The organism is Collinsella tanakaei, assembly GCF_016900375.1.
Taxonomy (GTDB): Bacteria; Actinomycetota; Coriobacteriia; order Coriobacteriales; family Coriobacteriaceae; genus Collinsella.
On record NZ_JACJKB010000001.1, the window covers coordinates 119,134 to 138,297 of the forward strand.

The 19,164-nt window shown below is 62.0% G+C and carries 16 protein-coding genes; 13 read left to right on the forward strand and 3 right to left on the reverse strand.

Annotated elements, in window-relative coordinates:
• Positions 1–575: 575 nt before the first annotated feature.
• Positions 576–1,553: a Gfo/Idh/MocA family protein gene (locus tag H6A16_RS00490; RefSeq protein WP_204615207.1), complete on the reverse strand. Its 978-nt coding sequence runs from the start codon at positions 1,551–1,553 to the stop codon at positions 576–578.
• Positions 1,554–1,678: 125 nt separating this feature from the next.
• Between H6A16_RS00490 and H6A16_RS00495 the strand changes: the two genes are divergently transcribed.
• From H6A16_RS00495 to H6A16_RS00520, 6 genes are all read left to right on the forward strand, one after another.
• On the forward strand, positions 1,679–2,482 hold the full coding sequence (locus H6A16_RS00495) for an MBL fold metallo-hydrolase (protein ID WP_204615209.1): 804 nt from the start codon (positions 1,679–1,681) through the stop codon (positions 2,480–2,482).
• A 111-nt stretch (positions 2,483–2,593) separates the two neighbouring features.
• Entirely contained in the window at positions 2,594–2,806 is a 213-nt protein-coding gene (locus H6A16_RS00500; RefSeq protein WP_204615211.1) for a hypothetical protein, read from the forward strand.
• 474 nt (positions 2,807–3,280) lie between these two features.
• Entirely contained in the window at positions 3,281–6,085 is a 2,805-nt protein-coding gene (gene ileS, locus H6A16_RS00505) for an isoleucine--tRNA ligase (RefSeq protein WP_204615213.1), read from the forward strand.
• Between the two features lie 112 nt (positions 6,086–6,197).
• Complete coding sequence (gene lspA, locus H6A16_RS00510; protein WP_342589694.1) at positions 6,198–6,779, forward strand: signal peptidase II; 582 nt, start codon at positions 6,198–6,200, stop codon at positions 6,777–6,779.
• A complete protein-coding gene (locus H6A16_RS00515; RefSeq protein ID WP_204615217.1) occupies positions 6,776–7,783 on the forward strand; it encodes an RluA family pseudouridine synthase in 1,008 nt (335 codons plus the stop codon). The genes lspA and H6A16_RS00515 overlap by 4 nt, the downstream gene beginning before the upstream one ends.
• Before the next feature lie 121 nt (positions 7,784–7,904).
• Positions 7,905–9,200 carry a glycosyltransferase family 2 protein gene (locus H6A16_RS00520; RefSeq protein ID WP_204615220.1) on the forward strand — a complete coding sequence of 432 codons (1,296 nt, stop codon included), beginning with the start codon at positions 7,905–7,907 and terminating at the stop codon, positions 9,198–9,200.
• A gap of 75 nt (positions 9,201–9,275) precedes the next feature.
• On the opposite strand, the gene H6A16_RS00525 is transcribed toward H6A16_RS00520, so the two are convergent.
• Together H6A16_RS00525 and H6A16_RS00530 are read right to left on the reverse strand one after the other, a co-directional pair.
• The gene (locus H6A16_RS00525) at positions 9,276–9,590 is read right to left on the reverse strand and encodes a hypothetical protein (RefSeq protein WP_204615222.1); all 315 of its coding nucleotides are present in this window, start codon (positions 9,588–9,590) and stop codon (positions 9,276–9,278) included.
• A 98-nt stretch (positions 9,591–9,688) separates the two neighbouring features.
• Positions 9,689–10,111 (reverse strand): prepilin peptidase, encoded by a 423-nt coding sequence (locus tag H6A16_RS00530; RefSeq protein WP_204615224.1) that lies wholly within the window; start codon positions 10,109–10,111, stop codon positions 9,689–9,691.
• Between the two features lie 239 nt (positions 10,112–10,350).
• Here H6A16_RS00530 and H6A16_RS00535 point away from each other — a divergent pair, with 239 nt between their 5' ends.
• From H6A16_RS00535 to alaS, 7 genes are all read left to right on the forward strand, one after another.
• A complete protein-coding gene (locus H6A16_RS00535) occupies positions 10,351–11,598 on the forward strand; it encodes an HD domain-containing protein (protein ID WP_204615468.1) in 1,248 nt (415 codons plus the stop codon).
• Between the two features lie 39 nt (positions 11,599–11,637).
• A complete protein-coding gene (locus H6A16_RS00540; RefSeq protein WP_204615226.1) occupies positions 11,638–12,984 on the forward strand; it encodes a replication-associated recombination protein A in 1,347 nt (448 codons plus the stop codon).
• Between the two features lie 129 nt (positions 12,985–13,113).
• Positions 13,114–13,710, forward strand: coding sequence for a DUF948 domain-containing protein (locus tag H6A16_RS00545; RefSeq protein ID WP_204615227.1), 597 nt, complete (start codon positions 13,114–13,116; stop codon positions 13,708–13,710).
• Complete coding sequence (locus H6A16_RS00550) at positions 13,703–14,080, forward strand: ATP-binding protein (RefSeq protein ID WP_204615228.1); 378 nt, start codon at positions 13,703–13,705, stop codon at positions 14,078–14,080. Before H6A16_RS00545 ends, H6A16_RS00550 begins: the two co-directional genes overlap by 8 nt.
• The gene (locus tag H6A16_RS00555; RefSeq protein ID WP_204615229.1) at positions 14,080–14,871 is read left to right on the forward strand and encodes an RNA polymerase sigma factor SigF; all 792 of its coding nucleotides are present in this window, start codon (positions 14,080–14,082) and stop codon (positions 14,869–14,871) included. Before H6A16_RS00550 ends, H6A16_RS00555 begins: the two co-directional genes overlap by 1 nt.
• Positions 14,868–16,292 (forward strand): AI-2E family transporter, encoded by a 1,425-nt coding sequence (locus H6A16_RS00560; RefSeq protein ID WP_204615230.1) that lies wholly within the window; start codon positions 14,868–14,870, stop codon positions 16,290–16,292. The genes H6A16_RS00555 and H6A16_RS00560 overlap by 4 nt, the downstream gene beginning before the upstream one ends.
• Positions 16,293–16,499: 207 nt before the next feature.
• Complete coding sequence (gene alaS, locus H6A16_RS00565) at positions 16,500–19,157, forward strand: alanine--tRNA ligase (protein ID WP_204615231.1); 2,658 nt, start codon at positions 16,500–16,502, stop codon at positions 19,155–19,157.
• The last annotated feature ends 7 nt before the right edge of the window (positions 19,158–19,164 follow it).

Genomic DNA, 19,164 nt, shown 5'->3' on the forward strand with positions numbered 1-19,164 from the left:
GCATTGTACGAAAGGGTTTCGAGCGGCTCCACATCTCCGTTTGCACGAGAGCAGGGCAATCCCCGTGACAGCGGGGAAGCAATGAGATCGGCTGGAAGTAAAGCGGGTTCGACAGGTTATGAAGCCCGTTTTCAGCGAATCCAGTTGAGACCTTTGAGTAGAGGGCCGTTTTAGGAGGTCGTTGTGCGACGTTTTCCCAGTTGAAAGCTTCTCGACAACGGGCTGCACTCGGCCATGCCCGAAAGATTCGCTGAAAACGGGCTTCATACATCGCTCGACTTCAGCTTGTTTGCGTCAAGGTGGACAATCTGACCAGATATGTACTGCGTCACGTAGCGCTCGAGGGGCTCCCTGGCCAAAACGGCATGTGCAGCACTCGTTTGCCCGTCCGTTATGGCCGTAAAGGTCAATGTGCATGATCTAGCAATGCCTTCGATGGCGGCAAGCAGCTCTATCCGTGTGCTCGCCGCCATCTCAAAAGTACATAACTGGGTTCTTTGTCCACTTTGCTGGTTAGTTGGTCCATCGGGCCCCGTGCGGGTCCCGAAGCGTGCTGCATGAACGAGGACTCAACCCTATTCGCAGGGATAGACGATGCCAAACTGCCCGCGAATCGCATCCAGCTGGCGCATGATCTCAAGCGTCTCCTCATGCGGCATCTCGGGGCATTCGATGCGACCTTCCTCGATAGCTCGCTTGCAGGCGAGGACCTCGTACTCGTACCCGGTGATCTGCTCGGGAACCGCTATTTCCTCGCGCAGACTGCAGGTCAGACCGTCCGCGTCGTAGACGGAGATCTTCTCGGGGTTGTTGATGTTCTGAACGCAGATGAAGCCATTGGTTCCGCAGATGAGGCCGCGGCGGTCGGTCATGGTGTGCATCGTCGTGAACATCGTCGCCATGCGCCCATCGGAATAACGGAGCATGACGGAGTCCTGGCCGTCGACGCCGGTCTCGATCGGCACCATATGCGCCGCGATGCCCGCGATATCGTTGCCGAGGACCATGCTGGCAAAGTTGAGCGGGTACACCGTCAGGTCGAGCAGGGCGCCGCCTGCCAGCTCGGGCCGCACCATGCGCTCGTTCATGTCGACCTTGTAACCAAGGTTTGCATCAACGGTGAGCACCTGCCCGATGGCTCCGCTCGCAACGATATCGTCGATGATCTTGCGGGAGGGCATGTAGCGCGTCCAGATTGCCTCGGCGAGCAGCAGGCCGTGCTCGCGGGCGCAGGCGATCATCTCTTCGGCTTGCTTTGCGTTGACGGCGAACGCCTTCTCGCACAGCACGTGGTGGCCCGCCTCGAGGGCTGCGATGGTCCAGCGGTGGTGGTGCGAATGGGGGAGCGCCACGTACACGAGGTCGACGTCGGGGTCTGCCAGCAGCTCTTCGTACGAGCCGTACGCGTGATCGAATCCCCAGGTGCGTGCAAACTGCTCGGCACGAGCAAGGTCGCGCGCAGCGACGGCGTAGTTTTCCGCTTCGGTCATCTTCGCGATGGTTGCTGCCATCTGGCTCGAGATGTTGCCTGCACCAAGGTATCCGATGCGCATGTTCGCTCCTTTGTCGTAATGGATATCCGTTTGTATTTTCTCATGTTCCGCTCGCCGCGGCATGCGTTTCGGCATTTCATTCTGCGCTATGCTTCCAAACGCACGCATCGAGGGAAGGGACACTCGTGGACATCACGTTTCTGGGAACCGGCAACGCGCAGGTGACCGCCTGCTATAACACCTGCTTCGTCGTGAGCGACGGCAAGTGCCGTCTGCTCGTCGACGGTGGTGGTGGAAACCAGGTGCTCGTTCAGCTCGAGCGTGCCGGCATCGCCATGGAGGATATCCACGAGGTGTTCGTCACGCATAAGCATATCGATCACCTGCTCGGCATCATCTGGGTCTGCCGCATCATCTGCGAGCGCATGCTGAAGGGCACCTTCGAGGGCGATGCGTATGTCTATGGTCACGATGAGGTCATCTGCATCTTGGAGGATCTTGCCCGCACGCTGCTTGCTGCAAAGCACGTAAGGCTTCTTGGCGACCGTTTGCATTTCGTGGAGGTCTCTGACGGCGAGCGTCGGACCATTATCGGGCACGAGGTGACGTTTTTCGACATCGCATCTACCAAGGCGAAGCAGTTCGGCTTCCGCATGGAGCTGGGCGCGGGCAAGGCTCTTTGCTGCTGTGGTGACGAGCCGTATAACGAGCGCGAGGAGCCCTATGCCCGCGGTGCGACATGGCTGCTTCACGAGGCATTCTGTCTGCACGATCAAGCGGATATCTTTCATCCATACGAGAAACATCATTCGACGGCGCGCGATGCTGCGGAGCTCGCCGAGCGTCTGGGTGTCCAGAACCTCGTGCTCTATCACACCGAAGACAAAACCATCGCGCATCGTCGCGAGCTGTACACCGCTGAGGCTTCTCAGGTCTATTCCGGATGCATCTATGTGCCCGACGACCTTAATACCGTTGGGTTGGAATAACAGTCCATTCGGGCAGATAGACTCGGTTTCACCCTTTGCGTACCTCGTTTATGTGCACAATACAACCATCATGTCTCATCAGTCGCACGACCCGTCTCATAAGGAGGAGCCATGGCTGAGGACGTGAATAGGCACGAACTGACTGACCTCGAGCTGGGGGATGCCAGCGGCGGCAATAACTCAGAGACGATGGTCAAGATGGAATGTGTCTTCTGCGGCCACACGATGATCGTTGTCCGTGATGCGGTCTGGTTTATTCTTCACGATCCATGTGAGAAGTGCGGAACCACATGGGGTTGGCGCATCACCGAATGCGAAGGCTAAGGGCAGCTCGAAACCAGAATCCTTGCTCGCGGGCCGCATTGATAAGCCTATCGATTCGGTCCAAATTAAGGAAATGTCCACAAACATCTCCGTCCTCAAATGGGACATGGAGAGCGTGCTACAATACCGCCCAATGGCTGTGATGGGGATAAGTAGCCGGCCCCCGTGCAGATGAGAGAGCGAACGGCAGCTGAGAGGTTCGCCTGCACGACCGCGCGAATATCACCCCGGAGCTGCGGCCCGAACGGCATGTGAAAAAAACCTAGAGGTTATTTCACGCCCAGTAGACGTCGCCGGGACGACCGCCGTCATGTGGTCGGCCGAGTACGGGCACGAAAGGTGCCTAAGCTGGGTGGTATAGCGAGGAGCTTATCGCAGCGCATACGCCTGCATCACCGGAAGCGCTTCGTCCCAGCTTGCAGGGACGGGCGCTTTTTTCATGCGGGAAGCGCCCACGACGACAAGGGGGTATTCGTGGCAAACGAGTACAAGAGCAGCATGAACCTGCCCAAGACCAAGTTCCCGATGAGGGCGGCCTTGGCGCAGCGCGAGCCGGAGCGCCTGAAGCGCTGGCACACGAATCATGTCTACGAGCAGATGCTCAAGAAGAACGAGGGGCACGGCAAGTTCATCCTGCACGACGGCCCTCCGTACGCGAACGGTCCGATCCACATCGGCCACGCCATGAACAAGATTTCGAAGGACATCATCGAGCGCTACCAGGCCATGCAGGGCTACGAGACGCCCTACGTGCCCGGTTGGGACTGCCACGGCCAGCCTATCGAGCACAAGGTCGAGGAGATGCTCGGCACCGAGAAGTTCAACGCCACCCCGACCGACAAGATCCGCGAGCTCTGCCGCAAGTTCGCCGTCGAGAACATCGACCTGCAGCGCGAGGGTTTCAAGCGCCTGGGCGTGCTCGGCGACTGGGATAACCCCTATCTCACGCTGTACAACCAGCATGATGCCGCCGATATCGAGGTCTTCAAGGCCATGTTCGACAAGGGCATGATCTATCGCGGCCACAAGCCGGTCCACTGGTGCAAGCACTGCCACACCGCGCTCGCCGAGGCCGAGATCGAGTACGGCGACGAGACGAGCCCGTCCATCTACGTGCGCTTCGAGCTCACGAGCAAGCCCGCTGGCCTCGAGAGCTTCGACGGCCCGGTGGACTTCATCATCTGGACCACGACCCCTTGGACGATCCCGTCCGACCAGGCCGTGTCGCTCAAGCCCGGTGCCATCTACACCGCCATCGAGCACGAAGGCCGCGCCGAGATCATACTGAAGGATCTTGCCGAGAAGGTCTGCGGCATCGCCGGCTGGGATTGCACGCCGGTGCTCGTCGACGGCAAGCCCTATGAGGTTCCGGCCGAGACCTTAGACCACCTGCATTACCGTCAGCCGATCTTCGACGACGTCGAGGGCGTGGCGCTGCTTGCCGACTACGTTGGCACCGAGGACGGTACCGGCATCGTCCACAACTCGCCCGGCCACGGCGTGGACGATTACTACGTGTGCATGAAGGAGGGCATGGAGATCTGCATGCCCGTCGACGACGACGGCAAGTTCTACGTCGGTGACTCCTTCGGCACGGGCGGCCCGTTCTCCGGCATGGATACCGACGAGGCCAATCCGCACATCATCGAGTTTCTGCGCGAGCGCGGCACGCTCGTGGCGAGCGTGAAGATCACGCACAGCTACCCGCATTGCTGGCGCTGCAAGAACCCGGTGCTCTTCCGCGCCACCGACCAGTGGTTCGTCTCCATGGACAAGACCGGTCTGCGCGACGAGGCGCTCGACCAGGTTCGCAACCACGTCATTTGGTATCCGGCGCACGCCGCCAACCGCATCGGCGCCATGGTGGAGCAGCGTCCCGACTGGTGCATCTCGCGCCAGCGCAACTGGGGCGTGCCCATCCCGAGCTACACCTGCGCCGACTGCGGCGAGAAGGTCATGAACGACGACACGCTCGACGCCGTCATCAAGCTCTTCCACGAGAAGGGGTCCGACGCCTGGTTTACCGATGCTCCCGAGAGCTACCTCGGCGATGCCTGCGTCTGCCCCAAGTGCGGCGGCCATCACCTCAAGGCCGATCGCGACATCCTCGACGTGTGGTGGGACTCCGGTGTGTCCTGGCGTGCCGTCTGCGAGGGCCGCGAGGAGCTCGAGTACCCGGCCGACGTGTACCTCGAAGGCTCCGACCAGCACCGCGGTTGGTTCCAGAGCTCGCTGCTCACGAGCGTCGGCGCCAACGGCATCGCGCCCTACAAGGCGGTTGTCTCCCAGGGCTTCACGCTCGACGGTCAGGGCCGCAAGATGTCCAAGTCGCTCGGCAACGTCATCGATCCCAACAAGGTCTGCGACGAGATGGGCGCCGACATCGTCCGCCTGTGGGTCGCGAGCGTCGACACCTCGACTGACGTCGCGATCGATCATGAGATCCTTGCCCGCACCTCCGATGCGTACCGCCGCTTCCGCAACACCTTCCGCTTCCTGCTCTCCGAGCTCGAGGGACAGTTCGAGCCCGAAACCGACGGCGTCGCTTTCGAGGACCTGCTGCCGCTCGACAAGCTCATGCTTGCGCGCCTGACGCAGGTCCAGGCAGAGGTCGACGAGGCTTTCGCCGGCTACGAGTTCAACCGCGTCTACCGTACGCTCTACGACTTCGTGGTCACCGAGCTCTCCAACGTGTACCTCGATGCCCTGAAGGATCGCCTCTACTGCGAGAAGGTGGGCTCGCTCGCTCGTCGCAGCGCCCAGACCGTCACTGCTGAGTTGCTCTCCATGCTCCTGCGCGATCTGCAGCCGATCCTCGCCTTCACCTGCGACGAGGTCATGGAGTTCGCTCCCGCCGGCTGCCGCGACAACCAGGAGTACGCAGCTCTTCTGAGCTGGTACAAGAGCCCGATCTCGCTTGAGGTCGCCAACGAGTACCAGCCCGTGCTCGAGGCTGCGCTCGAGCTGCGCGGCGTCGTGACCAAGGCGCTCGAGGACGCTCGCGCCGCGGGCACCTTCACGAAGAGCCAGGCGACGCGCGTCATCGCGACCGCGCCTGCCGAGGCCTATGCGCTGCTCACGGGCGACAAGGCTTGCGACCTTGCGGAGTTCTTCATCGTCTCCGAGGTTGAGCTCTCGCAGGGCGAGGAGTTCACGGCGACCGTCGAGGCCGCTCACGGCGAGTGCTGCGACCGCTGCTGGAACTATCGTGAGTCCACCGGCGCACACGGCGAGCATGCGCACATCTGCGACCGCTGCGCCGAGGCGCTCGAGGCCTAAGACTTACACAATACGACCCGCAGGCGGGTGGGGCGCACGTCCCGCCCGCCTGTGGCGCGTTCCGGATGCTTTCCGGAACACCGCATGGATTCGATCAGGGAAAGGACGCTGCGTGACGACAGACGACCAGAAGGAATACCGTCCTCGCAGGCTGTGGCGTGCGGGCGTAGCGGCAGCGCTGTTCGTGCTGTTCCTCGTGCTCGACCAGGCCTCGAAGATCTTCGTGCGCAATCTGGTGCGCCACGGCTTTATCGCCGCGGAGTTCATTCCCGGTATCGTGGAGTTCCGCTTCGCCATGAACACCGGCGCCGCATTCAGCTTGGGTGAGGGCTTCGGCTTCATCTTCATCCTGCTTGCCATCGCGGTCGTCGTCTTCACGGTCGTCTATCTCTATCGCGCACCGCTCGTGTCGAAGCTCGAGGTCATTGGCCTCGGTATGGTCGCCGGCGGCGCGGTGGGCAACGCCATCGACCGCGCGCTGTTCGGCTTCGTGACCGATTTCATCTGCACGCAGTTCATCGACTTTCCGATCTTCAACATCGCCGATATCGGCATCACCTGCGGTGCCGTCATCGCCTTCATTGGCTTCATGATCTCGCCTGCCAACAAGGTTGACGCGACTGCGGAGCTCAACCGCCGCGATGCGGAGGCCAAGGCTCGCCGCGCTGCTAAGCGCGAGGGGAGGGATCGATGAGCGACGTTCGCTTCCTCGTCACCTCCGAGGGCGCGGGCCAGCGGCTCGATGCCTTCCTGGGTGCACAGGATGCCTGCCCTTCGCGTTCCGCCTGCGCTAAGCTCGTCGAGGCTGGGGAGGTCTGCGTGAACGGCGAGACCTGCCTGTCCAAAAAGCTCGTGCTCGCCGAGGGAGACCGCGTCGAGGTCGAGCTTCCCGAGCCAAGCGATGCTGGACCCGTCGTCGGCCAGGCCATCCCACTCGATATCCGCTACGAGGACGATTACCTGATCGTCCTTTCCAAGCAGCGTGGCCTTGTGTGCCACCCGGCACATGGCCACGACTCCGGTACGCTTGCGAACGCCCTCGTGTACCATTGCGGCCTGGATCACCTCGGCACGCTGCAGGGCGAGGACCGTCCCGGTATCGTGCACCGTCTCGACCGCGATACCTCGGGCCTCATGCTCGCCGCCAAGGATGACGACACCCAGCGCGCCCTGCAGGACCTCATCCGCCTGCGCACGCTCGATCGCCGCTACATCGCCCTTTGCCACGGCTATATCGCCATGGACTCGGGGACCATCAACACGGGAATCGCCCGATCGACGCGCGACCGCGTGAAGATGGCCGTATCCGACGATCCCTTTGCGCGCCAGGCCATCACCACCTTCAAGGTTCTCGAGCGGTTCGAGGCAAAGCGGGGCGACGACGGCTATACCCTGGTCGAATGCCATCTCTATACCGGCCGTACGCATCAGATTCGCGTCCACATGCGCCATATCAACCATGCGCTCGTGGGCGATCCGCTCTACGGCATCGGCAGCGAGCGGTCGAATCTTGGGCTGGACCGCCAGTTTTTGCACTCGTGGCGTGTGCGCTTCGATCATCCCGTGACAGGGGAGTCCATCGAGTGCCGCGATGAGTTGCCGTGGGACCTTGCCGCCGCATACGACGAGATTGCCGACAGGTCCATGGGACGCACCGCGGAGGGCGAGGACATCATTCCCCAGCTTCTTATGGAGTAGGCCTGCGTTTCGCATCGGGCACGTGCGTGCGGAAAATCTGCAGGTCGCGCCTGTGCAGCCCGCCTTCATCGCTGTGCGCTACACTGTCTCCCAATGTCTCGCTCCCTTGGGGGTTATCCGCATGCCGCTCGATCTTTCGCATCTCACGCCTATCGTTATCTTCAACTTTCTCGTGGGCGTCCTGTTCTCGCTATGCTTTCTGTACCAGGTGGTCTTCTTCCTCATCGGTATCTTTCGCGGTGAGGTGAAGATTCCTGCAGCTAAGCGCCAACATCGCTACGCCTTCTTCATCGCCGCCCACAACGAGGAGGCCGTTATCGCGAATCTCGTCCAGTCGATTCGCCAGCAGAACTATCCCAAAGAGCTCATCGATATCTTCGTGGTCGCCGACGCGTGCACGGACGACACGGCGCGCGTCGCCCGCGAGGCCGGCGCGATCGTCTACGAGCGCAATGACCTTGCGCGCAAGGGGAAAAGCTGGGTCATGGATTACGGCTTCGACCGCATCCTAAACGAGTATCCCGGTCGCTACGAGGCGTTTTTCATCTTCGATGCCGACAACCTGCTCTCGCCGGACTACGTTCGCATCATGAACGACGCCTTCGATCAGGGTTACCTCGCGCTGACGAGCTATCGCAACTCCAAGAACTTCGGCAGCTCTTGGATCTCGGCTGCCTATGCTACCTGGTTTTTGCGCGAGGCGCGCTTTCTCAACAACGCCCGCATGATCTGCGGCTCTTCGTGCGCGGTTTCCGGTTCGGGCTTCCTCGTGTCCGCCAAGATCATCGAAGGCATGCACGGCTGGGACTTTCATACGCTGACAGAGGACATCCAGTTCTCGACGTTCTGCGCCATCCATGGCGTGCAGATCGGATATGCGCCTGCGGTGTTTTACGACGAGCAGCCGGTAACCTTCGCCGCCTCGTGGAAGCAGCGTATGCGCTGGACGAAGGGATTCTACCAGGTGCTGTTCACCTACGGCTCCCACCTGGTCAAGGCGTTCACGCTGCTTCGGCGCTTTGCCGCCTACGACATGTTCATGACCATCGCCCCTGGCAACCTTCTGAGCCTCGTGGCCGTGCTCGTAAACGTGACCTTCATGATCGTCGGCTCGCTGTCCCACGGTTTTCTGGCAACGGACCGCGAGCTCAACATGTGCCTGGGCTCGATCGTCATGACGTTCGTGTCGATGTACGGCACTTTTTTTACGGCAGGCATCTTTACAACCGTACTCGAGCGCAAGCAGATTCACTGCAAGAGCAAGCTTCGGATCGTGACGAATCTCTTCACGTTCCCGCTGTTCATGTTCACCTATCTGCCCATCACGGTGGCGGCCCTCTTCCTCAAGGTCGACTGGGTACCCACGCAGCACGGCGTTGCGGTCACCCTCGACCAGGTTATGGATGGAGCTAAGTGACGTTTTAAAAATCTGCCCGGAATCGATTCTTCAAACGGTTCCGGGCGGATTCATGATTGCGGTGTCTGCTGTCTGCTAGATGTGGTTCCAGCCGCCGAGGTAGCCGTCGTAGTAGTCGCCGTCATACCCGTTGCCGTACCAGCCGCCGTCCGGCTCGATGATATAGGTGTCGGACGGTGCGTACTTCTGGGTGGTGCTGACTGAGAACACCGAGTACAGCAGCAGGGCGATGGCGATGAAGAAGAGGCAGCCGAGGCCAAGAAGGCCGGCTGTCAGAACGTAGGCGAATTTGGAGTCGTTCGTCTGGCAGGCGGTCGAGGCGCTCGCCGACTCGATAGGGCGCGGCTCGCCCGGCGCGACGCTTGCGGCTGCGGATTCGGTATCGTACATGATGTCCCCTCATGAGTGTTAGGCAATGTGCCCATTATAGCCACCTACGCCGATTTCAATCAGGTGCAGGCTTTTCGTTTCAGGTTTGTCCCATCCGCTTAGGCCATCAGCATGACAAGATAGACGGGAGCGATAAACGGGATGAGGGGGAGGGTTCGCTGTCGCGTAATCAGCGCGGCGATTGCCAGACAGATGAGGCCTGCGGTAAAGGATGCCGCTCCGAGAAGCGGGCTTCGCAGCATCAGGGCAAAGAGCAGCTTGATGTCGCCCATGCCGATTCCGATGGCGCGGCGATAGCGACGCCAGGCAAGCTCGGTGAGCAAGATTGCTGCGCTTGTGCCGGTGGCGCATGCGATGTTCACGACCAGCTGCCCCATACCCCGGGAGCTCAAGGCATGAAGGGCGCAAAGCAGGCAGATGCAGACGGCGAGCGCATTGGGGAGCCTACGGCTCCGCGCATCGATATACGCAGAGCCCACGAGCGCTCCCGCAATGCATGCATCTATGAACGTTGCTGCCATACGAACCCTTCGAGCTATGGTTTGCGTTCATGGTAGCTATGCGGCGACAATCGGATCGCGCCTTCGGCGAGAAAGGACCGCGCGCCCCGACCGTTCTCTATCGTTTCCCTTACCGGGTGGCGCGGTATGCGTGAGGACCGTATCATGATTCCATCGTGTGCTTTCTTGTCCGCACGGCATGAGACCATTGCATTCGAAGGATTCGCTTCTGAAGGAGGGCGGCCGCTATGGATAAGACGATGGGTCCGGTGAAGCGCGACGAAGAGGTCCGCCGCCACATAGACTCCATACCCGATCGCCTGTCGGACGACCTGATCGCCCGTATGGAACGCGACCGCGCTGCCGGTTGGGTCAATCCCTATCGCACCGACGACCGGCGTGTACTGCGGCGCGAGGATCGCCCGGGCGATACTGCGAGCATCTGGCGGCCCGCTTTCGTACGCGATGTCGAGAAGATCATGCACACGCCTGCGTACAACCGATACGCAGGTAAGACGCAGGTCTTCAGCTTCCGTAGCAACGATGACCTTTCGCGCCGCGGTCTTCACGTGCAGCTCGTGAGCCGCATCGCGCGTGATATCGGGTTTGCGCTCGGTTTGAACTGCGATCTCGTCGAGGCGATCGGCCTCGGGCACGATCTTGGCCACACGCCGTTCGGCCATGCGGGCGAGCGCGCGCTCAACGAGGTCTACCATCGTCGCACCGGGCGGTGGTTCTTCCATAACGTGCACTCGGTTCGCGTACTCGACGTCCTCTACGGGCGCAACCTGGCGCTTCAGACGCTCGATGGTGTGCTCTGCCACAATGGCGAGTACGAGCAGCAGGTCTTCGAGCTCTCCGACCTTTCGAGCTTCGATGAGTTCGACCGTACGGTCGAGGCCTGCGTGCAGGGAGGCGATCTGGCGATCGGACACTTGCGTCCCATGACGCTCGAGGGCTGCGTGGTGCGCATCTCGGATATCATCGCCTATGTCGGGCGCGACCGTCAGGATGCCATCGCTGCCGGTTTGCTATCGGGGGATGCCTTCGACGACGGCCTTGGCGGCGCGTACAACTCGTGGATCCTCTCACATGCGTCGGTCGACATCATCGAGCACAGCTACGGCAAGGACCGCATCGAGATGAGCCCCGAGCTGTTCGAGGAGATCCGGCGCGCCAAGGCGGAGAACTACGCCAAGATCTACCGTACGAGCGGAATCGAGGGAGAGTGCGCCGATGAGCTGCTGCGCGCCTTCGAGCTCGTGTACGAACGCTGCCTGAGCGACCTCAAGGCGGGAGACGAGTCGAGCTATATCTTCCGCCACCATATCGTGCGCATCGTCGATGCGCTTGCCCACTACGGCAAGCGCTACGATTGGGAGGACGATCTCGACCAGACGGTCGTGGACTACATCGCCAGCATGACTGACGGGTACTTCACGGAGCTTGCCTGCAAGCTCTTCCCGCAGATCAGCTTTCCCCAGCGCACGTATATCAACGAACGATAGGTTCCGGGCCGTGGCGTCCGGATGAATGGACGGAATCGTATGGAAGATCTGTTTTCCGCAAGCGAACGAGCTCAGCGTCTGAGTTACGCGCCGCTCGCGGTGAGGATGCGCCCGACGAATCTCGATGAGTATGTCGGCCAGCAGAAGGCTGTCGGGCCCGATTCGTGGCTCAGACGCGCCATCGAGCACGACGTGCTCTCGAGTGTCATCCTGTACGGGCCTGCGGGAACGGGCAAGACGACCCTCGCCCATATCATCGCCGCCCATACCCGCAGCGAGTTCGTCGAGGTATCTGCCGTCACCGGAACGGTTAAGGACCTGCGTCGCGAGATCGACGAGGCGCAGCGTCGCCTCATGGCCTTCGGAAGGCGCACGATCCTGTTCATCGACGAGATCCATCGGTTCTCGCGCTCGCAACAGGATGCGCTGCTGCATGCTGTGGAGAACCGTACGGTCGTGATGATCGGCGCCACGACGGAAAACCCGTATTTCGAGGTCAATACCGCCCTGCTTTCGCGCAGCCGCGTAGTTGAGCTCGAGGCGCTCGATGAGGCGGACGTGGTGGTGCTCGTCCGTCGCGCGCTCGATGACGAGCGCGGTCTGGCCGGGCGCTTCTCTGCGGACGAAGAGGTTGTCGAGGCGATCTGCCGCCTTGCTGCAGGCGATGCCCGAAGCGCCCTGACAACCCTGGAGCTTGCGAGCGAGGTCGCGTTGACCAGCCTGCGCGCCGATGATGTTCCGGAAGGGACCCCGATTCCCATCCTGCTCGAAGACGTGCAGATGGCCAATCCGCGCCGCGGTCTGCCGTACGACAAGAACGGAGACATGCACTACGACGTCATCTCGGCCTTCATCAAGTCCATGCGCGGCAGCGACCCCGATGCGACGGTCTATTGGCTTGCGCGGATGATCGACGCGGGGGAGGATCCGAAGTTTATCGCCCGCCGCATCATGATCCAGGCTTCGGAGGATGTCGGCAACGCCGACCCGCAAGCGTTTTTGATTGCCGAGGCCGCCTTTCGCTCTGCAGAGGTCATCGGCTATCCCGAGTGCCGCATCAATCTCGCGCAGGCGGCGCTGTATGTTGCGCTTGCACCGAAGAGCAACGCCTGCGAAGCTTCGATCGATGCCGCCTTGGCCGACGTGCGCTCGAGCGGGCGCCGCGAGGTGCCGAGCTACCTGCGCGATCGACATCGGCCCGGCTCTGATGACTACGGCGAGTACCGCTATCCCCACGATTTTCCAAGTGGGTGGGTCGACCAGCGCTATCTTCCGGATGGCCTCGAGCGCGGCGCCTTCTGGCAGCCGGCGGGGCGCGGCTGGGAGCAATGGCGTTTCGAGCAGGGAGCGCGCGACCGCAGCGGGAACCCGCCTTCTGCCGAGTAGGTCTGAAACTTACGCTGTCGCTGAGAGGTTTCTTTTAGCGCGCATGGAACGGCCCCGGTCGGGTAGTATCAAAGGATGGCTGGACATTCTTCGGCCGGGATTCTTATCCATCATTTCTAGGGAGGCATCATGGAACCCCTCCAGATCGTACTCATCATCCTTGTCGTCGCGGGTATCTGGGCGGCGGTTGAGCTTGCTCTCGTGCTGCGCCGTGCGCGCTCTACGGTCGATACGCTTGACACCACCCTCAACGGTATCAACGAGACGCTGGCCGAGACCAAGCCCGTAATCGAGAAGCTCGATGCGACTCTCGATGACATGCAGCCCGCGCTCGGTCAGGTCGAGCCGCTGCTCAAGCAGGGGAGCATCGCCATCGAGGCGCTCTCCGCCGATCTCATCGAGGTGAACGGCGTGCTGCGCGACGTCTCCACCGTCACGGGCAGCATGTCGACGGCGTCTGGTGCCGTGAGCGGTATCGCCTCTGCTGCCACCGAAAAGGTCCATAAGTTCCTGAACAAGCGCCAGGGTGAGCCCGCCGATCCCGAGCGCACGCTGACGGAGATGAGCGCCTCTGAAGCCTCGGCGACCGCCCAGACCGTTGAGGAGCCGCTTGAAGATGAGCTTCCGGTTGAGGAGCCCAAGGTTCAGGCAAAGCAGTACTACACCTACTCCGATGGTCCGGCTGCCGCCGCCTCGGATAATGCCCGGGAGGATCATCATGAGTAATGACGCCGCTCCGATTCTGCTGACCGTCACGGCTGATCCGCGCCTTGCGCGCCTCGTGCGCATGACGGCGGCGAACGTCGCGACCTTGAGTTCGATGTCTGTCGACCGCGTCGAAGACATCAGGATGGCCGCGGAGGAGGCGTTCATCTATGCGTGCGCCGTCCAGAACGGCAATGAGCTCTCCATCGCCTTCGATGTCGACGTCGAGCATGTGACCATGACCTTCTCGCTTGCATGCGACCCCGCGGGCGTGTGCCCTCCCGAGGGCGAGGCCGCCTATGCCGATCTCATCCTCGGCGCGGTATGTGATTCCTACGAGAAGCGGGCGGACCCGGCAGCGCTGGTCCTGACCCTGAAAGCAGATGTGTAATGGCAGAAAAGACCGCTTCGGGTAAGGCGGCATGGGATAAGGAGAAGACGCACGAGCTCTTTCGCCGATACAAGGAGAACGGCGATATGGATGCTCGCGAGAAGCTCGTGATGTCCCACCTCAACCTCGTCCGCTTCCTTGCCAACAAGTTCAAAAACCGCGGTGAGCCGCTCGACGACCTCATGCAGGTCGGTTACCTCGGCTTGCTGAAGGCCATCGACCGATTCGACCCCGATCGCGGGCTCGAGTTCACCACCTATGCCACGCCGACCATCCTCGGCGAGATCAAGCGTCATTTTCGCGATAAGGGCTGGAGCGTTCGCGTTCCCCGTCGTCTGCAGGAGCTTTCCGCGAAGATCAACCAGGCGACCGATACCCTGACCGCTCAGCTTCAACGTTCGCCGACCGTCGACGAAATTGCCGATTTCCTCGGTGCGTCGGTCGATGATGTACTCGAGGCCATGGAATCCTCTTCCGCCTACACCTCGGTTCCGCTCGAGGCCCCAAGCGGCTCGGACTCCGAGGATACGCCCTCGGTGCTCGATCGATATGCCTCCGAGGACAGCGCGCTGTCCTTCACCGATGACCGCCTTGTTATCGAGGAGGCGCTCAAGGGCTTTTCGCCGCGCGAGCGCGAGGTCATCGAGATGCGTTTCGTGAAGGGCATGACGCAAATCGAGATCGCCGAGCAGCTCGGGGTGTCCCAGGTCCAGGTGTCGCGTCTGCTGCGCCGTACGCTCAAGAAGATTCAGGACAAGATCGATCCCGAGGGGGTTATGTACAAGCGATGATGCCTGATACCAACTCCCACGGCGTCGATGGCGCTTCCGACAAGACGCTGCGCGATACCCGCATCCTCGCGTTTCGCATCTGGTCAATCGTGGGCCTGTTGATCATCGGCTCGATGCTCCTGAACGTGATGGGTGTGCTCGCGCCCGTCATCGAGTTTCTGGCCATCGGCTCGCTGATCGCGTTCGTCGAGGCTCCCATCGTGAATGCGCTCGAGCATCGCGGCGTCCCTCGTGCCGCGGGCGCGCTCGTCGGCCTCCTTGTCGTCGTGACGGTTGTCGTGCTCGTGTTCACCCTGCTGCTGCCGATGTTCTTCGATCAGATCCTCGACGTGCTCAACATGATGCCGCGCTATCTGGCGACGCTTCAGATCTGGGCCACGGACCTTCTCGATGACATGCGTTCCATGACGGCGAACGATACGTTGAGCAGCTTGAACGACCTTCTGGTCTCGCTGCAGCGCAACGCGACCGTGTTCGTGACCGACCTTGCGACCGACCTCGGCCGCGGCGTCATGCCGTTTATCGGCAGCTTCGCCAACACCATGTTCATCGGGTTCCTCGGCCTTGTGCTTGCATACTGGTTCGCCTGCGACTACCCGACGATTCACGGCGAGATCGGCCGAGCCCTCGGCGGTCGCAAGGAGGACGACTACCGTTTCCTCGTCGCTATCCTTTCGCGCTCCGTGGGCGGTTACATGCGCTCGACGATCATCACGTCCGTCATCAACGGCGTGCTCGTTTTCATCGCGCTGCTCGCCATCGGCCATCCCTATGCGGGTCTCATGGGCGTGATCACCGCGATCTTCCATCTCATCCCGGTTATCGGTCCGGTGTTCTCGGCTGCGATCGCCGTGATCATCGCCTTCTTCTACGGGCCTTCGACCGCCATCTGGACGCTCGTCCTGTGCGTCATCGCACAGAACATCACCGACAACGTCATCTCGCCGAAGGTGATGCAGTCCACCGTCCAGGTGCATCCCGCCATGAGCCTCGCCGCCATCGTGATCGGCTCGGCGCTCATGGGACCGCTCGGCATGGTTGTCGCCATTCCGCTTTGCGCCGCCCTGAAGGGTCTGTTCATCTTCTATTTCGAGCAGACGACCGAGCGCCAGCTCGTGAGCTATGACGGTGCCATCTTCAAGGGCACGCCGTTTTTGGACGACAAGGGCAATCCCGTACCGGCCTTCGATGCCCTGGGTGACGACCGCTTCGTGGCGCACTCTGAGATCCTCGACAGCGATGTCATGCCCGACGCCACCGTCGTTCCGAAGCCGAAAAGCGACCTCGAGATCCCCTGGCCCAAGCTCACCGGCCTGCAGTCGGGCGGCACCGGCGTCTTCAAGATGCCGTTCGGCACCACTGACACGGCGGGGGAGAAGAAGCCTGAAGAGGACGCCCCCGGTGAGGACGACGGTCGCTGATACAGCCGCACATCCATGAAGGGTGGGCGCGCTCCGGGTGGCATTCGCAACCGGAGCGCGCCCACCCTTCCTGTATCGACAAGATCTATGTGCGCAAACACATGCATATACCGTGCTGTCTGAAGGTTCAGCAGCTCGCAGCGGATACGGTCTGCTATCCTGTTTGCGTTTACGCCTACCTGACGCATCAACCTAGGAGTTCGTCACATGACTGTTGAAGTTCCGACCATGACCACGGCGGAGATCCGCTCCGCGTTCCTGAAGTTCTTCGAGGACCGCGGCTGCAAGCTGTTCCCCAGCTCCCCGCTGATCCCCGACGATCCGTCCCTGCTGCTCGCGAACGCCGGCATGAACCAGTTCAAGCAGTACTATCAGGGCAAGAAGACGATGCACGAGATCGGTGCCACGTCGTGCCAGAAGTGCGTACGCACGAACGACATCGATATCATCGGCTGCGACGGCCGTCATGCCTCGTTCTTCGAGATGCTCGGCAACTTCTCGTTCGGCGGCGTCTCCAAGCAGCAGGCCTGCGCTTGGGCGCTCGAGCTCTCCACCGAGGTCTTCAAGCTCCCGATCGACCGCCTGCACTTCACCGTCTTCACCGACGATGACGAGACCTTCGAGATCTGGCGCTCCCTCGGCATCGAGGAGAGCCACATCTCCCGCCTGGGCGAGGACGATAACTTCTGGGCTGCCGGCCCCACCGGTCCATGCGGCCCCTGCTCCGAGATCTACTACGACATGGGCGAGGACGTCGGCTGCGGTCGTCCGGACTGCGCTCCGGGCTGCGATTGCGACCGCTTCCTCGAGTACTGGAACCTCGTGTTCACGCAGTTCGACCGCCAGGAGGACGGCTCCATGCCCGAGCTTCCCCACCGCAACCTCGATACCGGCATGGGCCTTGAGCGCATGAGCGCCATCATGCAGGGCAAGACCTCCTTCTTCGATAGCGACATCATGCAGGGCCTCATCAAGCTCGGCGAGGAGATCTCGGGCGTTGACTACGTGAGCGACGACTACGAGGGCCCGAGCCGCAGTCTGCGCATCATTGCCGATCATGCGCGCTCCGTCGACTTCATGATTTCGGACGGCATCCTGCCGGGTAACGAGGGCCGTGGCTACGTGCTGCGCCGCCTGCTTCGCCGCGCGGTCTTCCACGGCCGCCTGCTGGGCGTCGACGGTCCGTTCCTCGGTCGCTTCATCGACCGCGTAAACGAGCTCATGGGCGATGCCTATCCGGAGCTCACCAAGAACGTCGCCCTCGTGAAGGGCATCGTGAACGCCGAGGAGGAGCGCTTTTCCACGACCCTCGATAACGGCCGCGTCTACCTCGATGAGGCTCTGGCCAAGCTCGGCGAGGGCGAGCAGCTCGACGGCGCCTCCGCCTTCATGCTGCACGACACCTTCGGTTTCCCGATCGATCTCACGGTCGAGATCGCCGAGGGCAACGGCCACACGGTCGATATCGACGGTTTCAATCGCGAGATGGAGGCCCAGCGCGAGCGCGCCCGCGCCAACGTGAAGGGCGACGCCTGGGGCACCTTCAGCGATGTGTGGGTCGAGCTGACCGATGAGATCCCTGCGACCGAGTTCGACGGGTACGACAACGACGTGATTGATGGCGCCAAGGTGCTCGCCATCGTTGCGAACGGCGAGGCCGTGGCTCGCGCCGATGCCGGCCAGGAGGTCGACATCGTGCTCGACCGCACGCCGTTCTACGCCGAGATGGGCGGCCAGGTCGGCGATACCGGCACCATGGCTACCGATACCGCTGCGCTGACCGTCAACGACACGCGCGTGCACCACGGCCTCTATGCGCACCATGCGATCGTTGCCGACGGTACCGTCTCGGTGGGCGATTCCGTGCTTGCCGCCATCGACGTGCGCCGCCGCGAGCTGATCCGCCGCAACCACACCGCGACCCACCTTCTCGACGCCGCGCTCAAGCAGGTGCTCGGCAGCCATGTGAACCAGGCAGGCTCCCAGCTCGACGAGCATCGCCTGCGCTTCGACTTCACCCACTTTGAGGCTGTGACGAGCGATGAACTCGCCCGCATCGAGCGCATCGTCAACGATCAGATCTTCGCTTCCAAGCCCATCGTCACCCGTGTCATGGGTATCGACGAGGCCCGCGCTTCCGGCGCCGTCGCCCTGTTCGGCGAGAAGTACGGCGATGTCGTGCGCGTCGTCTCCGTGGGCGAGGAGGAGCGTCCGTTCTCCCGCGAGCTCTGCGGCGGCACCCACGCTCGCAATACCGCCGAGATCGGCCTGTTCCGCATCGTCTCCGAGTCTTCGACCGGCAGCAACGTTCGCCGCATCGAGGCCGTCACGAGCATGGGAGCCATGGCTTACCTCGAGGAGAAGGAGCAGCTGCTGGCTCATGCTGCGCAGCAGCTCAAGTGCCGCGACGACGAGGTCTGCGACCGCATCTCCTCGCTGCAGCAGAACCTGCACGACGTCAACCAGAAGCTGAAGGCTGCCCTCACCGGCGGCTCCTCGGACGCTATCGGATCTGCCATCGCGAACGCCGCCGACGCCGGCGCCTATCGTGTCGTCATCGCTCAGCTTGCTGGCCTTGAGGGCTCTGAGCTGCGCAATGTTTGGGATACCATCCGCCAGAAGGTCGATAGCCCCGTCGCCTGCGTTCTCGCGACCGTGACCGAGAAGGGTTCGCCCGCGCTGCTCGCCGCGGCTACCGACGAGGCCGTGTCCGCTGGCTTCAAGGCGGGCGATATCATCAAGGCTATCGCCCCGTGCGTCGACGGTCGCGGTGGCGGCAAGCCGACCATGGCCCAGGCTGGTGGCAAGGACGCCTCCGGTGTCCAGGCTGCCCTGGATGCGGCCCGCGCCCAGCTCGGGCTCTAAGGGCTCC

Excerpts from the sequence above, each read along its gene's own strand:
- H6A16_RS00500 (WP_204615211.1), top strand. The coding sequence starts at position 2,594 with ATGGCTGAGGACGTGAATAGGCACGAACTGACTGACCTCGAGCTGGGG.
- H6A16_RS00540 (WP_204615226.1), top strand. The coding sequence starts at position 11,638 with ATGGAAGATCTGTTTTCCGCAAGCGAACGAGCTCAGCGTCTGAGTTAC.
- H6A16_RS00555 (WP_204615229.1), top strand. The coding sequence starts at position 14,080 with ATGGCAGAAAAGACCGCTTCGGGTAAGGCGGCATGGGATAAGGAGAAG.
- H6A16_RS00490 (WP_204615207.1), bottom strand. The coding sequence starts at position 1,553 with ATGCGCATCGGATACCTTGGTGCAGGCAACATCTCGAGCCAGATGGCA.
- H6A16_RS00550 (WP_204615228.1), top strand. The coding sequence starts at position 13,703 with ATGAGTAATGACGCCGCTCCGATTCTGCTGACCGTCACGGCTGATCCG.
- H6A16_RS00545 (WP_204615227.1), top strand. The coding sequence starts at position 13,114 with ATGGAACCCCTCCAGATCGTACTCATCATCCTTGTCGTCGCGGGTATC.
- H6A16_RS00535 (WP_204615468.1), top strand. The coding sequence starts at position 10,351 with ATGGGTCCGGTGAAGCGCGACGAAGAGGTCCGCCGCCACATAGACTCC.
- H6A16_RS00515 (WP_204615217.1), top strand. The coding sequence starts at position 6,776 with ATGAGCGACGTTCGCTTCCTCGTCACCTCCGAGGGCGCGGGCCAGCGG.
- H6A16_RS00520 (WP_204615220.1), top strand. The coding sequence starts at position 7,905 with ATGCCGCTCGATCTTTCGCATCTCACGCCTATCGTTATCTTCAACTTT.
- alaS (WP_204615231.1), top strand. The coding sequence starts at position 16,500 with ATGACTGTTGAAGTTCCGACCATGACCACGGCGGAGATCCGCTCCGCG.
- H6A16_RS00530 (WP_204615224.1), bottom strand. The coding sequence starts at position 10,111 with ATGGCAGCAACGTTCATAGATGCATGCATTGCGGGAGCGCTCGTGGGC.
- H6A16_RS00560 (WP_204615230.1), top strand. The coding sequence starts at position 14,868 with ATGATGCCTGATACCAACTCCCACGGCGTCGATGGCGCTTCCGACAAG.
- H6A16_RS00525 (WP_204615222.1), bottom strand. The coding sequence starts at position 9,590 with ATGTACGATACCGAATCCGCAGCCGCAAGCGTCGCGCCGGGCGAGCCG.